This window comes from Wocania ichthyoenteri Th78 (assembly GCF_000789235.1).
Classification (GTDB): Bacteria; Bacteroidota; Bacteroidia; order Flavobacteriales; family Flavobacteriaceae; genus Wocania_A; species Wocania_A ichthyoenteri.
This window is the reverse complement of record NZ_KN525716.1, coordinates 3,496,197-3,510,951: the sequence shown is the minus strand read 5'-3', so window position 1 is coordinate 3,510,951 and position 14,755 is coordinate 3,496,197. Positions and strand designations below refer to the sequence as shown.

Below are 14,755 nucleotides of genomic sequence, written 5' to 3'. Positions count from 1 at the left end.
TGGAAAAAACTTAAACTTTTAATGCAAGCTTTAGAAGACTATATGCTGCCCTGTTTAAACAAAAAACTTTTTGGGGTGGATTGTATGGGTTGCGGTATGCAACGCTCAATATCTTTAATAGGTCATGGAAATTTTGTTGATGCCTTTTATATGTATCCAGCAATATATACGTTAATACTGCTTTTTGTGATAGTTGCCATAAATACATTTAAAAATTTTAAGTACGCTAATAAAATTATTATTATTTTGGCTATTCTTAATGTTACAATTATCATTGGGAATTTTATAATTAAAACTTTTATAATCAAATAAATCAAAAACATGGAACAACAAAAACTACCAAATGCAACGCTTATTTTAGTATTCGGAATCTTATCAATTGTAACATGCTGTTGCTACGGTATAATAGGCTTAATACTTGGTATTGTAGCTATAGTATTAGCAAACAAAGCCACTAAAGTTTATGCTGAAAATCCAGAAGGCTATACTGGATTTCAGAATGTAAAAACTGGTAAAATTTTAGCTATTATAGGAATTGTATTAAGCGCATTATATTTACTTTTTGTTTTATGGGCTGTAACAACTTTTGGTTGGGACACTATGCAAGACCAAGAGCTTTTACAAGAAAGAATACAAGAAATGATGGGACAATAAAATTTTCACTATAACAAAAAAAAAGCGACCATGTTTTGAGTTTCCTCAACAACCTTGGTCGCTTTTTTTATACAATAAATATTATTTTTTTTAAAATGAAGATGCTGCAAACAACATACTGCCAACAATTATTAAAACATAAATACTAATAATTACAATAGTAAAAATACCCATGTATTTATAATGCGATTTTAAATTAGTGAAAGCCGATTTAAAATCATCTTTATTAGCGGTGCTTAAAGCGCTTTTCATCTTTCTCGAAAAATTGAATAAATAATAAATTGGAAAAAAATAAATGAGTGCCATAACTACATATATAAGTCCAAAATAACCCATTGAAAAGCCCATAGCTGCATACGGATTATTATCTCCCAATGCACTTGAACTCATTATGGCACCAAAAAATATTCCAAAAATAACCATAAGTCCTATACCTATAAAACCGAGTATAGACAGGAAATAAGTCCATGATGATGTTTATTTTAACAAGCCTTTAATCTCATCATTTACTTCTAGCTCAAAACTTTCAAAAGCCGATTTTTGTTCCATATTATTTAGTTTTCAAACTTTTTTAAGGTCTCTGTAATGATGCTTACGCAATCTAATAATTGGGCTTCAGTCATTACTAAAGGTGGTGCAAAACGGATAATGTTTCCGTGTGTTGGTTTTGCAAGCAAACCGTTATCGCGTAATGCTAAACAAATATTCCAAGCGGTATCACTGTCTTCATCATCATTAATTACAATGGCATTTAAAAGCCCTTTTCCTCTAACTAAATTAACAATATTACTTTCCTCGATATATTTATTTATTTCAGCTCTAAATAGTATTCCTAAACGTTCAGCATTTTCAGTAAGTTGTTCATCTTTTACTACATCTAATGCCGCCATTGCAACTGCTGCTGCAACAGGATTTCCGCCATAAGTACTACCGTGATTTCCAGGTCTGATAACACTCATAATCTCATTATTGGCTAACACCGCAGATACAGGATAAATGCCACCGCTTAACGCCTTACCTAAAACTAAAATGTCTGGTTTAACATTTTCATGATCAACAGCAAGCATTCTTCCTGTTCTGGCAATACCAGTTTGTACTTCGTCTGCGATAAATAACACGTTATATTTTTCGCATAAAGCCTTTGCCTTTGCTAAATAACCTTCGCTTGGAACATAAACTCCCGCTTCACCTTGAATGGGTTCAACTAAAAATCCAGCAATATCAGAACTACTTTCTAAAGTATCTTCTAGAGCTTGAAGATTATCGTATTCAATTTTAATAAATCCATCAGTAAACGGTCCAAAATTTTTACGAGCTACAGGATCGTTAGAAAACGAAATAATAGTCGTTGTTCGCCCATGAAAGTTGTTTTTACAAACAATAATTTTTGCTTTATTTGTATCAATGCCTTTAACCTCGTAAGCCCATTTTCGGCATACTTTTAATGCGGTTTCAACAGCTTCTGCTCCTGTATTTATTGGTAATACTTTATCGAAACCAAAATACTCAGTCACATACTTTTCGTATTTCCCAAGCATATCGTTGTAAAATGCGCGCGAAGTTAATGTAAGTGTTTGCGATTGCTTTGTTAAAGCCTCAACAATTTTTGGGTGACAATGCCCTTGATTTACAGATGAATAAGCCGACAAAAAATCGTAGTATTGCTTACCTTCTACGTCCCAAACATAAACACCTTCTCCTCTACTTAATACTACAGGAAGTGGATGATAATTTTGAGCGCCATACTTGTTTTCTAATGCCATCGCTTCTTGCGACGAAATGTGGTCTAAAACAGCCATTTTAATAAATTTTAAAGTTAATACCCAAACAAATGGATATCTAAAATAACCATTCCTTCTGTACCTTTATTCTTTCGAAGAATCCGAAAAAGCAGCGTGGGAGAGAAATCATCCCTAGGAATTGCAATATTAATAAATATTTATGGCGTTTTAAAATTCTATCTGATTTTATGATATAAAGATGATACTTGTAGTTCTAATCGTTTCATTTCTCTTAAAATAGCATTCTTGTCCATTTGCATCCATGCAAACACCTTTAACATGCTTACACCAAGCAAGAATACAAGGCTTCCTAACCCCCATTTTAATAAATCTTTAGTTTCTTCTACATTAAAAAATTGTATTAAACAGTAAATAAATAATCCAAAAAAAACTAAAGTCATAATATTCATCATAACTAGCAACCATTTGTTTTTTCCTTTAAATAATCCGCCTACCATTTGCAGTGCATTTTGCTCATCTAAATCGTCATAAAACTTAGCTTCCTCTTGGGTTAATGTTTCTTTTATTAATTTATCGATGTCTTCCATATTATTTTTCATAATTAATTTATTTTTTATTTTCGCATTTAGACTACGCTTAACGTAAACTTTAGCAAAAATATGTTAATAATCGTTTCGTTTTTCTTGTAATGTGTCTTTCAATTTTTCTCTGGCATGAAATAATCTTGATTTAGCAGTTCCGACAGATATATTTAAAATATCGCTAATTTCTTTTAATGAATAGTCCTCAACATAAAACAATTTAATGACGGTTTGTTGGTGTTCAACCAAGTTTTTAATCGCTTTTAAAAGTGCTTTTTTTAAAGATTCATCAGTCTCATTTTCAACAACCATAATATCTTGTTCGTATTTGTAATGTTCTAAATTATTATGTGTTCTTTTATTCGAATTTATATGATCTAGAGCCTTAGTGTAAACAATTCGTAACGCCCAAGCGCCGAAGCTTTTAGGGTCTTGCAATTTATCAATCTTGACTATAATGGTTTTCCAACTTTCCTGAGCAATATCTTTGGCAACATCGGCATCTTTAACCAACCAATACGCCTTTTCGCAAAACAGTTTGTGCCAGCGTTTAACCAACTCTGTAAGTGCATTAGCATCTCCAGAAAGGTATTGGGTTACCAACATCGCATCTATGGTTTTATCATTTTTCAATCACATTTAATTTATAATGCGTTTTACTTTTTTTGCTTTTAATCATCCTAAGGAATTTTACCCAAAAATTATATTTTGTTTCTTTTTTTTCTAATGAAAACTGATTTTCTAATTTATCAAAAGCATCTTCAATTAAGGCATCGTGTAACCATTTAACTATAAATAACCAATAAAAAATAACAGCCCCAGAAGTTTTCATTTTAATAGTATGCGATATCTCAACTTCAGAATTACTAAGCTCTTCAACTTTAAGTGTATGATTTCCATTAAACCCTGTATTAGTAAAACTGAAGACGATACAACCATTATAATCAATACTAGCAACCGTATATTTTATTGGGCCATGACCTCCTTCTGAACCTACTTTTAATCCGTTTTTAAAACGAATAGCTGGCCATTTTTCATAAGGCCAAATTTTATCGTATTTAGTTGACAATGTGTTTAATAACTTAATCACTTCTACTTTAGACTGATTAATTTTTCGTTTGTGAACATTTGTAACCTGCATACTATAAAGACAGTAAACATTACAAAAGGTTCATTTATTTTCAACTTATTTTAATAACCGGTTAAAGTTAATCGAAATAAAGCCATATTTATTTATTGCTATTATTATTTTTGCAGCATGTCTAGAAGAAAAGCAAGAAAACAAGTTTTTGAAAACGTAGAAGTAATAGATGCTGGTGCAAAAGGAAAAACCATAGCCAAAGCACCCGATGGGAAAGTGGTTTTTTTACCAAACGCCGTACCTGGCGATGTGGTTGATGTGCAAACCTTTAAAAAGCGAAAAGCCTATTACGAGGGCAAAGCAACGGTTTTTCATAAATTATCTGATAAAAGAACCGAACCTGCTTGCGAGCATTTTGGAACCTGTGGCGGCTGTAAATGGCAAGATATGGGCTACGAACACCAACTGTTTTATAAACAAAAAGAAGTTACTAATAACTTAACACGTATTGGACATATTGAGTTGCCAGAAGTTACACCAATTTTAGGTACTAAAAATCAGTATTTCTACAGAAATAAAATGGAGTTTTCGTTTAGCGATTCGCGTTGGTTAACTATTGAAGAAGTACAATCGGATGCAGATTTAGGCGATAAAAATGCTTTAGGATTTCATATCCCAGGCATGTGGGATAAAATTTTAGATATTAAAAAATGTCACTTACAAGCTGATCCATCAAATGCAATTCGTAATGCTGTAAAGCAATTTGCTATTGATAATAAATTAGAATTTTTCAACACCCGAAATCAAACGGGATTATTGCGAACAATGATGATTCGTACCTCAAGTACTGGAGATATTATGGTTATGATTCAGTTTTTTAAAGAAGATAAAACTAAACGTGAATTATTATTGGATTTTCTTGTAGAAACCTTTCCGCAAATAACTTCGTTACAGTATGTTATAAACGAAAAAGCAAACGATACTATTTACGATCAAGACGTTATTTGTTATAGAGGAACTGACCATATTTTTGAAGAAATGGAAAGTTTGCGTTTTAAAATAAATGCCAAATCGTTTTACCAAACCAATTCCGCCCAAGCATACGAATTATACAAAATAACACGCAATTTTGCTGGATTAACAGGAAATGAACTGGTTTACGATTTATATACAGGTACAGGAACCATTGCTCAATTTGTCGCCAAAAAAGCGAGCAAAGTAATTGGTGTTGAGTCTGTACCAGATGCTATTACAGCAGCCAAAGAGAATGCACAATTAAATAACATTAATAACGTTGATTTCTTTGTTGGCGATATGAAACGCGTTTTTAATACCGAGTTTATCAATGCACACGGACAACCAGATGTTATAATCACCGATCCGCCACGAGACGGCATGCATAAAGACGTGGTGCAACAAATATTAAATATCGCGCCTAAAAAAATTGTTTATGTAAGCTGTAATAGTGCAACACAAGCTAGAGATTTAGCGTTAATGGATGATATATATAAAGTTACAAAAACACAAGCAGTAGATATGTTTCCGCAAACGTTTCATGTTGAAAATGTAGTGTTGCTTGAAAAACGTTAACGTGTTTATACGTTTATTTGTTAATTCGTTTATTTGTAAAAAATGAAAATGAAATATCTTAAATATCTTTTTTTACCAATTATTGCATTAGTAATTGGAATTACAGTAAGTTGCGAACGCGACGATTTGTGTCCCGAAAGCACACCAACTACACCAAGTTTGATTATTGATGCTTTTGATATTACTAATCAAGATGATAGTAAAAATGTATTTGGCTTACTAATTGCTGGTGTTGAAAATGAAAATGTTTTACCGGGATATGCAGTAGTTACAACCAATAATATTATTTTGCCTTTAAAAACAACTGAAGACACTACACAATATCAACTTATACAAGACTATTCAATAAACGATAATGGAACACCGGATGATACTTCAGACGATTTTGCTGAAGGCAACCAAGATATAATAACCATAAACTACACCAGAGAAGAAGTTTACGTATCGCGTGCTTGTGGTTATAAAACCATTTTTAAAGATGTTACCGTTTCTATTGATAATGATACCGATAACTGGATACAATTAATACAACCTGTAAATAACCCTCAATCTGTAGAAGATGAAACAGAAACACATTTTAACTTATTTCATTAGTAGTATATTTACGCTACTTTTTTGTGTGTCTGTAAATGCGCAAAACGATAGCATTCCTAGTACTTTAAACGACTCACTAAAAGTTAAAGAAAAGTACGGACTTCGTATAGGTGGCGATATTGGTAAACTTGCTAGAACGGCTCTTGAAGACGATTATACAGGTTTTGAAATTATAGCCGATTACAGAATCAAAAAAAAATTATACATCGCAGGTGAAATTGGTATTGAAGAAAAAACCAATGTAACCGATTATTTAAATATAACAACTAAAGGAAGTTATTTAAAAGGTGGAATTGACTATAATCTATATCAAAATTGGTTAGATATGGATAATATGATTTACACTGGGTTTCGCGTTGGTGCCAGTTCGTTTACTCAAACATTAAATAGTTTTAATGTTTATAATACTAACCAATATTGGGGCGAACAATTCGCATCAACAACACCAAAAGAATTTGATGGTTTAACCGCTATTTGGATAGAACTAATACTTGGTATAAAAGCCGAAATTTTTAATAATTTGTACATGGGTTTAAACGTACAACTCAAAGGTTTAGTTAGCGAAACAGAACCAGAAAACTTTCAAAACATCTACATCCCTGGATTTAATAAAACGTACGATAGCAGTCGTATTGGTGTGGGTTATAGTTATACCATTTCTTATCGTATTCCGCTTTATAAAAAGGATAAATAGTTTTTTTTTACGTCATTGATAAGGAGTTCCTAGCTTGCACTGAGCGAAGGCGAAGTATAGTGATTTGCTAATTATGTTCGTCATTTCGAGTAGGCACGACGTGGCAATCTGCCAATAATTGACTATAATACACAATGCAAAACTATTTTAAATGTTAAAGGTTTCAATTTAAGAGATTGCTTCACTTCGTTCGCAATGACGGTTCAATATAAAAAATTGCCACGTCGTTCCTCCTTCACAATGACGTGTTACTTCATATACTTCCCCTTTTTACTACCTTCATACATCACATATTTAACTAAACGCGCTTCGAGTTTGGCGTTAAACAAGTGTATTTTACGTGATGGTCGTAAACCTACATATTTAAGTGCATCAAGGTTTGAGGTAATAAACCAAGCATCGGTGCCTGGGTAATTTTGTTTTAGGGTATCGCCAATATTTGCATAAAAAGATTCCATATCCAAATTTAAACGCTCGCCGTACGGTGGGTTAAATACCATGTGTAATTTGTCGTCGCCAGCTTTTTGGGTTTTAAAAAAGTCTTCGTGCTTAACTTCTATAAAATCTTCTAATTGAGCGTTTTTAACATTGTCTTTAGCTTTACTTACCGCACTTGGTGCTTTATCATAACCTATTATTTTATGATGAAAATCGCGTGTTTTACCCAATAATGATTCTTCAATTTTCTCAAATAATTCAACATCCCAATCTTGCCAACGCTCAAAGGCAAATTCTTTTCGCATGAGGTTTGGTGGAATATTACAGGCTATCATCGCCGCTTCAATAAGCATAGTGCCCGAACCACACATAGGGTCCATGAAATCGGATTGCCCGTCCCAACCAGATAACATAATTAATCCTGCTGCTAAAACCTCGTTTATGGGTGCGATATTAGTCGCCATTTTATAACCACGTTTATGCAGAGAATCTCCAGAAGAATCTAACGAAATGGTGCATTGTCGTCTATCGATATGCACATTTATTTTTAGGTCTGGAAATTTTAAATCGACGTTTGGTCGCTCGCCAGTAGTATCTCTAAATTTATCGACTATCGCATCTTTTGTTTTTTGCGCAATGTACAATGAATGCGAAAACAAATCGGAATGTATAGTAGCATCGACTGCCAATGTTCCTGTAGGTTTAAGGTATTGCGACCAATCTATCGCATAGATTTTATCGTATAAATCTTTTTCGCTATTTACGGTAAACGAATGTATAGGCTTTAAAATTTTAACAGCGGTACGCAATGCTAAATTAGCTTTGTACATAAAGCCTTTATCACCGGAAAAAGCCACATTACGCACCCCTATTTTCACATCTCGTGCACCGAGTTGTGTGAGTTCTTTTGATAGTAGTTCTTCAAAACCAAATAAGGTTTTGGCAACCATGTTGAAATTTTCTTCCATTTTTTACGTCGAATAGATTGCAAAAATAACGTAATTTTGCACAAATTAACTAGCAATTGCAGATAATGGGTTAAGGATTGATGCGGCATCCTTTTTAATACGGACTTGGAGTAATTTTGTTGAGAACTAAAATTTGGCAGATTGCCACGTCCTTCGTCCTCGCAATGACGTTTTAAAAAGATATAGCGGAAAGCCTGACCGCGCCAAAGCGCGGTAACCCCAAAAAAAACAGATGAATAATAACACTACAAAATGGTTTACGTCATGGTTTGATACGCCATTTTACCACATTTTATATAAGGATAGGGATGATACCGAGGCGCATGCGTTTATGGATACGTTGACGAATTATTTGAATATCCCCGAACGTGGTACTATTTTAGATTTGGCTTGCGGCAAAGGCAGACACGCACGGTATTTAAACAAAATTGGTTACGATGTTACGGGTGTTGATTTGAGTGAAAACAGCATTAATTTTGCGAAACAGTTTGAAAATAATAGTCTCCGTTTTGAGGTACACAACATGTGTAAACCTTACCATAAACAGTTTGATGCGGTTTTTAATTTGTTTACTAGTTTTGGGTATTTTGAAAAAGATGAAGATAATTTAAACACGATTAAAGCTATTGTTGCCAATTTAAACGACTTTGGTTTTGGGGTAATTGATTTTATGAATAGCGAATTTGTTATTGATAATTTAGTGCCCGAAGAGGTTAAAACGGTTGATGGGATTACCTTTAATTTAAAGCGTTATGTGGAAGACGGATATGTTATAAAAGATATTTCGTTTATTGCAGATGGCAACGATTATAATTTTCAGGAGCGTGTTAAAGCCTTTTCTTTAAATGATTTTGAAGTGATGTTTGAGGCTGCCAATGTACATTTATTGGATGTTTTTGGTGATTATAAATTGCATAAATTTAATACCAAAGCATCGGAGCGTTTAATAATGATTTTCAAATAGGTCGATAATCGACATTTAATTATTATCACTGTTGCTGATTTTTTGTTAATAATCGATATTTAATTATGCTCACTGTTGTGGGTTATTATTTTTTAGAATGAATAAATTTTTATTTCCTGTATTAGCTGTTGTTTTAGGGGTGCTTATTGCTAGTCTTAGCAAGTATAAAAAAACATGGAATACCAAGCTCCTACTCTCTTTTAGTGGTGCTTTTTTATTAGCGCTAACCCTTTTTGAATTGCTCCCAGAAGTTTACAACCATTTAGATACCAAACTTACTGGTTTGTATATTATGTGTGGTATTGTGTTGCAAATTGTTTTAGAACTCTTCTCTAAAGGTGCCGAACATGGGCATGTGCATATTCATAAAGACGAAACCAATTTTCCGTGGTTGTTATTTGTGAGTTTGTGTATTCACAGCTTTTTAGAAGGTTTCCCTATACACGAGCACAACGACATGCTTTATGGCGTTTTAGTGCATAAAATCCCTATTGCTGCTTTAATTAGTATGTTTTTATTTCAGTCGAATTTTAGCAAATTACAAATTACTGGCTTTTTAGTCGTTTTTGCAGCTATGACTCCGTTGGGAACTTTTATTTCGAATACTTGGGAAGCCATTGCAGATTATGCACACATAATTAATGCGATTGTAATTGGAATATTTTTTCATATTTCTACTACCATTTTGTTTGAAAGTGGCGAAGGGCATAAGTTTAATTTATCGAAATTTATTGCCATTATTTTGGGTATTGTTGTGGCTTACTTAATTTAGCTATTGGCTATTAGCTATTGGAAAAAAAATATATTATAATATGTCATTCTGAACAAAGTGAAGAATTTAACTTTTAACTGAAGTAGTGTTTTCAAAAGAAGAATCGCGATTATTACGACAAGAGTTCTGGACAAGTTTCGGGAAATCGTTTCCACGGAAATGGGTTTTGTATGATACCAAATTGAAAGGATTCTCTTTTAAATTTCATTTTGATACTAAATTCGCTTTGGTGGCTTTAGATCTTGAAGATGATTTAGAAAACCGCATTAAATACTGGGAAAAACTCCAAGCTTTAAAATCGATTTTATTAGATGAATATTTGTCAGATGCTATTTTTGAAGAGGAGTACTTGTTAGAAAATCAAAAAGAAATTTCAAGAATTTATGTGCCTTTAAATGAAAAAGTTTCTATTCATAATAAAAACACATGGCGTGATGTTATGGAATTCTTTAATGAAAAAATGAATTTATTTGAAGCTTTTTTTGAGGAATATAAAGATGTTATTGATGGGTAATCGTCATTGCGAACGTAGTGAAGCAATTTATTTAGTTTTTATTTCTATTTCATTTTAAAAAAATTACCATGTCGCTTTGCCTCTCGTAATGACGGTTTCGATTTAAACCTTTTTCTCCATAATAAAATCATCCATAACAAAGCCATTACCAATATCGGTTATAAACGTTTTTACTTTCTTAAAACCTAATTTCTCATAAGCTTTAATAGAATTTGTATTGTTAATATTTACACCAAGTCTTATGGTTTTTAAATGATAGGCTTTAGCCATTTCTTCAGTTTTTAACATGGCGGCTTTCCCAATTTTTTTACCTCTATAAGAACTTAGTACATATATTTTACTTAAAAATAAGTGCTCTTTTTCTTTTTTAACCGCTATGTAACCAGCTGGTATTTTATCAAAAAATAATATAAAGTATTCAAATCCTTCTTCTTCAATTTGTTCGCTGATGGCTTTGGCAGATTGAAATTTGTCAAGCATATAATCAATCTGTGGTTTTCCAACAATAGGTATGTAATGTTCGCGCCAAATTGTATCGGCTAAGTCTTCAATTAAAATATAATCGGATGCTTTATTGGCTGGAGTAATTTCTATCATAGAATCTAAATTAAGCATCTTTTTAAATTACATAAAAGAAAATCATAAAAAAATGACAAATGGCTCCGGCTAAAACAAACAAATGCCAAATAACATGATTGTACGGTATTTTTTGAATCGCATAAAAAACAATACCAACCGTATACGATAATCCGCCAGCAAAGAGAAATAAAATACCATCGCTACCAATAGTGTTGGATAGGTTTGTAAAATCAAACACAATAAGCCAGCCCATTACCAAATACAGTAATGTTGAAAACACCTCAAAACGTCCTGTGAAAAACAGTTTTATAATAACACCAAAAGCAGCAATGCCCCAAACTATCCAAAATAGTGTCCATCCTAAAGTTTCAGCTAACGCAATTAAACAAACAGGTGTATAGGTTCCTGCAATTAAAATATAAATACTAATATGATCTACAATTCTAAAATAATGCTTGCGCTTCTCCCCTTTTACGGCATGATAAAATGTTGACGCCATAAATAAAACAATAATAGAAATACCGTAAACAATAACACTAAATAAACTCCAGGTCGTTTTTTCGGTATTAAAAGCAATAAGCAACACCAATGCTGCAATGCCAAATAAAGCACCAATAGCATGCGTAATGGTGTTTAATTTTTCCTCAAAAGGCGTTTGGATGCGCATAAACTATTGCTTGTTTTGTGCTGGTGGAGGAATTTGAGCCTTGGTTGGTTTTAGCCATTTATTGGTTAAATCGTAAAAATCGAATTCAATTTTTGATTTTTGCCTTTCTAAACGACCACTTTGAAAGTTGCGTTGTAAAATATCTTCAATTAAATAATCCTCTTTTTCGTTAAGCGGATCGAACTCCCGCTTTAAAGAAATATCGAACATACTTGCGGTGGTATTATACCAAAATGCCCGCCATCCGTTGCGTAATTCTTTAACCAAATTAAAAGCAGTTTCACCGGTTTGTCGGTGGATTAATTTGACTAATATTTGTCCTTCGGTGCGTGTTAGCTTTTTTAATTCGTCTGAAAACTCACCTTCAATATATTTCTGAACGCGTTTTGCATACTTTTTTTTATGCCGTTTCTTTTCTATACTTGCCAAACGTTTATTCATAGAATCTAAACGTTCGGCAGCCATTTTTGCATACGGGTACACTTTTATGGTTTTTCGTCGTAAAATTAAATATCGAATGCGGTCTTTTTTACTGTCAAATTTAAGTTTGTGCAAAAGCATCACTTCATCCAAATCTATAGCTGTCCGAGGTATGGAATCGCCCTCAATAATAATATACTCCACAGCAGTAGAATCTTGCTCAGTATCACTTATTTGAGCCATAGCCAAAATCGGAAAAAGTGTGAATATGTATTTTAAATAATTCATCTATAAAAAATGGGGCATTTATTATGCCAAAAATACTGAATTTCTGAAAACTGAATACTTAGATTTGAAATTATATAAGCGCTTGATTTTGTGAGAAAAAAATGATAACTTCGTTTAACGTAGTATATAAATTATTAAAACGAATTCATATACTTAAAAACATTACCACACATTAAAACGATGAATCCAAGACTTTACTGAAATAGGCCAATCTATATCATTATAATACAGAAAGAAAATAAAAAAATCACAGAGAACAAGGCGTAAACTTTATGGCTCAAAAACTTAATCAAATCACGTTGTATGAAAAACCACTATTCTCTTGGTATGAATTATCTACTCCCACTGAGAAAGAATTAAGTTTACCTTCCGAATCTTGTTTTGCTTATATTTTAGAAGGTGATAATCAAGATGTAACAAGATCAGGATTTTCAGCTACTAAAGGAACAATTATTCTTTCGTTATGCGGTAAAACAGTTGGACGTAGTTTCTCAACAATTGAAACTGGATACATAAGTACTATTGTTGTTCATTTTAATCAAGACGTACTGCAAAAAGTTTTTGATGGTGAAAAGCCAAAGTTTTGGAAGGAATTGGATTATCCTTTAAAAAAAGACAGTTTTCAAGAAGACGCTTCGGCCTTAGTAAAAGCCTATTTTATGAGTGTTGCCAAGTTTTTTGAACATAAAACAGCACTAAGCGAGGAAATTTTGGCGATCAAGTTAAAAGAAATTATTCTGCTCCTCCTGCAAACTAAAGAGTCTTCGCACTTGAATTTAATTATAAGACGCCTATTTTCTGATAAAACTTTTTCATTTAGGAAAGTAATTGAGGCTAATTTGTATGAACCATTGAACCTTCAACGTTTGGCAGCTACGACAAACAATAGTATGGCTTCTTTTAAAAGAAAATTCAACAAAATGTACGACAGCACACCAGCTAAATACATCACTCAAAAAAAGTTGGAAAAGGCATGTAGTAATTTAGCTTTTTCTCAGAACTCTATACAAGAGATATGCTATGATTGTGGATTCATTAATTCATCCAGTTTTTCTCGAATGTTCAAAAATGAATATGGCTGTTCTCCTACTGAGTTCAGAAAGAACCTCAATGAATGATAATTGAACCCACTGGCAAAGACCGAATCATAATTAGCTAATATGTTTGCATCAAAAAGAATATGAAACATTCAAAATTGATGCGTGCTATCATTTTTCGAGACTATGGCAACCCTCAAGAAGTAGTGAAACTTGTAAAAGATTGTAAAATCCCTATACCCAATAAGAATGAAGTTTTAGTGAAAGTTGAATGTGCCTCAGTTAATGCGGCTGATAGATATATTGTGCGAGCTAATTACTTTATTATTCGGTTGGTTTTTGGATTGTTCAGACCTTCCAAGAACAAGAGAATCTTAGGAATGGATATAGCAGGAACTATTCAAAGCATTGGGCAAAATGTTAAGGGTTTTCAAGTAAATGATGCAGTGGTAGCCGATATTCGAAAATCCTTTGGAGGAGGCTATGCAGAATATGCCACTGTAAATACAAAATACTTGGTAAAAAAGCCTGAGGAAGCATCTTTTGAACAAGCCTGTACAGTGCCTATATCTGGCCAAGCTGCAATGATGGGAATGATTCTTTGTTCAATCAATCCAGGTGATAAAGTTCTGGTGAACGGTGCTTCAGGTGGTGTGGGATCTTTTGGCATTCAGATAGCAAAAGCTCAGGGCGCATATGTAGCAGCTATCTGTTCTACCAAAAAAATTGAGGCAGTAAAAAGTTGGGGAGCAGATGAGATTATTGACTATATAAAAAAGGATTCAATCAAAGCCTTAATTGGAAAAGAGTTTGATGCGGTATTTGATACTGCATCTTTTGAATGTCCAGGTCGATACAAACAGGTTTTAAAGAAAGATGGTAAATATGTATTAGTCGGCGGTGATTTTTACAATATGCTCAAAGTAAAATTTCTTGGCCGATTTGGTCGTGGTAGTCAGAAATTTATGGCTTTAACTCAAAAGGTTGAGGTTACAACAAATATAAAAAAAGTACTTGAAATGATTGCTGATAAAAAGATAAAGCCCTCTATACAAAAAGTTATTTCACTAAAAGACGTACCAGAAGCTCTTCATAGTCTCGAGCAGCGTACTGTAGTTGGTAAAATAGTGGTTGATATAAATAAGTAAGTCTTTGCCCATTTTTGAATCAAA

19 protein-coding genes are annotated in these 14,755 nt (G+C 32.9%); 10 read left to right on the top strand and 9 right to left on the bottom strand.

The features are described 5' to 3' along the window. The first annotated feature begins 21 nt into the window (after window positions 1-21). Together RG22_RS15265 and RG22_RS15260 are read left to right on the top strand one after the other, a co-directional pair. Window positions 22-312 carry a DUF2752 domain-containing protein gene (locus RG22_RS15265; protein WP_034044827.1) on the top strand — a complete coding sequence of 97 codons (291 nt, stop codon included), beginning with the start codon at window positions 22-24 and terminating at the stop codon, window positions 310-312. 9 nt (window positions 313-321) lie between these two features. After that, complete coding sequence (locus tag RG22_RS15260) at window positions 322-654, top strand: CCC motif membrane protein (RefSeq protein WP_034044825.1); 333 nt, start codon at window positions 322-324, stop codon at window positions 652-654. 90 nt (window positions 655-744) lie between these two features. Here the strand turns inward: RG22_RS15260 and RG22_RS15255 are convergent, their stop codons facing one another. From RG22_RS15255 to RG22_RS15235, 5 genes are all read right to left on the bottom strand, one after another. Beyond that, on the bottom strand, window positions 745-1,044 hold the full coding sequence (locus RG22_RS15255; RefSeq protein ID WP_162183657.1) for a DUF5362 family protein: 300 nt from the start codon (window positions 1,042-1,044) through the stop codon (window positions 745-747). 164 nt (window positions 1,045-1,208) lie between these two features. Further along, complete coding sequence (gene rocD / locus RG22_RS15250; RefSeq protein ID WP_034044823.1) at window positions 1,209-2,453, bottom strand: ornithine--oxo-acid transaminase; 1,245 nt, start codon at window positions 2,451-2,453, stop codon at window positions 1,209-1,211. 158 nt (window positions 2,454-2,611) lie between these two features. After that, a complete protein-coding gene (locus RG22_RS15245; RefSeq protein WP_034044821.1) occupies window positions 2,612-2,995 on the bottom strand; it encodes a DUF6768 family protein in 384 nt (127 codons plus the stop codon). Window positions 2,996-3,058: 63 nt separating this feature from the next. Further along, window positions 3,059-3,610, bottom strand: coding sequence for an RNA polymerase sigma factor (locus RG22_RS15240; protein ID WP_034044819.1), 552 nt, complete (start codon window positions 3,608-3,610; stop codon window positions 3,059-3,061). Beyond that, window positions 3,600-4,118, bottom strand: a complete 519-nt coding sequence (locus RG22_RS15235) for a hypothetical protein (RefSeq protein ID WP_034044817.1) — start codon at window positions 4,116-4,118, stop codon at window positions 3,600-3,602. Before RG22_RS15235 ends, RG22_RS15240 begins: the two co-directional genes overlap by 11 nt. Before the next feature lie 117 nt (window positions 4,119-4,235). Here RG22_RS15235 and rlmD point away from each other — a divergent pair, with 117 nt between their 5' ends. The 3 genes from rlmD to RG22_RS15220 are packed head-to-tail and all read left to right on the top strand — an operon-like array spanning window position 4,236 to window position 6,936. After that, window positions 4,236-5,648, top strand: a complete 1,413-nt coding sequence (gene rlmD, locus RG22_RS15230; protein ID WP_034044815.1) for a 23S rRNA (uracil(1939)-C(5))-methyltransferase RlmD — start codon at window positions 4,236-4,238, stop codon at window positions 5,646-5,648. Window positions 5,649-5,696: 48 nt separating this feature from the next. Further along, window positions 5,697-6,242: a DUF6452 family protein gene (locus tag RG22_RS15225; protein ID WP_156113398.1), complete on the top strand. Its 546-nt coding sequence runs from the start codon at window positions 5,697-5,699 to the stop codon at window positions 6,240-6,242. After that, on the top strand, window positions 6,208-6,936 hold the full coding sequence (locus tag RG22_RS15220) for a DUF6048 family protein (RefSeq protein WP_034044812.1): 729 nt from the start codon (window positions 6,208-6,210) through the stop codon (window positions 6,934-6,936). Before RG22_RS15225 ends, RG22_RS15220 begins: the two co-directional genes overlap by 35 nt. Before the next feature lie 248 nt (window positions 6,937-7,184). Here RG22_RS15220 and RG22_RS15215 read toward each other — a convergent pair whose 3' ends face one another. Further along, window positions 7,185-8,342, bottom strand: a complete 1,158-nt coding sequence (locus RG22_RS15215) for a THUMP domain-containing class I SAM-dependent RNA methyltransferase (protein WP_034044810.1) — start codon at window positions 8,340-8,342, stop codon at window positions 7,185-7,187. A 232-nt stretch (window positions 8,343-8,574) separates the two neighbouring features. Between RG22_RS15215 and RG22_RS15210 the strand changes: the two genes are divergently transcribed. The 3 genes from RG22_RS15210 (at window position 8,575) to RG22_RS15200 (ending at window position 10,592) form a co-directional block, all read left to right on the top strand. Further along, window positions 8,575-9,306, top strand: coding sequence for a class I SAM-dependent methyltransferase (locus RG22_RS15210; protein WP_034044808.1), 732 nt, complete (start codon window positions 8,575-8,577; stop codon window positions 9,304-9,306). Window positions 9,307-9,403: 97 nt separating this feature from the next. Next, window positions 9,404-10,078: a ZIP family metal transporter gene (locus tag RG22_RS15205; RefSeq protein WP_034044806.1), complete on the top strand. Its 675-nt coding sequence runs from the start codon at window positions 9,404-9,406 to the stop codon at window positions 10,076-10,078. An 85-nt stretch (window positions 10,079-10,163) separates the two neighbouring features. Beyond that, on the top strand, window positions 10,164-10,592 hold the full coding sequence (locus RG22_RS15200) for a DUF4268 domain-containing protein (protein ID WP_034044803.1): 429 nt from the start codon (window positions 10,164-10,166) through the stop codon (window positions 10,590-10,592). Between the two features lie 102 nt (window positions 10,593-10,694). On the opposite strand, the gene RG22_RS15195 is transcribed toward RG22_RS15200, so the two are convergent. From RG22_RS15195 to RG22_RS15185, 3 genes are read right to left on the bottom strand one after another with little or no spacing between them, the layout of a single operon-like run. Beyond that, window positions 10,695-11,207 (bottom strand): GNAT family N-acetyltransferase, encoded by a 513-nt coding sequence (locus RG22_RS15195; protein ID WP_081997748.1) that lies wholly within the window; start codon window positions 11,205-11,207, stop codon window positions 10,695-10,697. A gap of 4 nt (window positions 11,208-11,211) precedes the next feature. After that, a complete protein-coding gene (trhA, locus tag RG22_RS15190) occupies window positions 11,212-11,838 on the bottom strand; it encodes a PAQR family membrane homeostasis protein TrhA (protein ID WP_034044802.1) in 627 nt (208 codons plus the stop codon). 3 nt (window positions 11,839-11,841) lie between these two features. Next, window positions 11,842-12,546 carry a DUF4294 domain-containing protein gene (locus RG22_RS15185; protein ID WP_034044799.1) on the bottom strand — a complete coding sequence of 235 codons (705 nt, stop codon included), beginning with the start codon at window positions 12,544-12,546 and terminating at the stop codon, window positions 11,842-11,844. 272 nt (window positions 12,547-12,818) lie between these two features. Here RG22_RS15185 and RG22_RS15180 point away from each other — a divergent pair, with 272 nt between their 5' ends. Next, window positions 12,819-13,664: a helix-turn-helix domain-containing protein gene (locus RG22_RS15180; protein ID WP_081997747.1), complete on the top strand. Its 846-nt coding sequence runs from the start codon at window positions 12,819-12,821 to the stop codon at window positions 13,662-13,664. Window positions 13,665-13,726: 62 nt separating this feature from the next. Next, window positions 13,727-14,731 carry an NAD(P)-dependent alcohol dehydrogenase gene (locus RG22_RS15175; RefSeq protein ID WP_052143771.1) on the top strand — a complete coding sequence of 335 codons (1,005 nt, stop codon included), beginning with the start codon at window positions 13,727-13,729 and terminating at the stop codon, window positions 14,729-14,731. Window positions 14,732-14,755 lie beyond the last annotated feature (24 nt).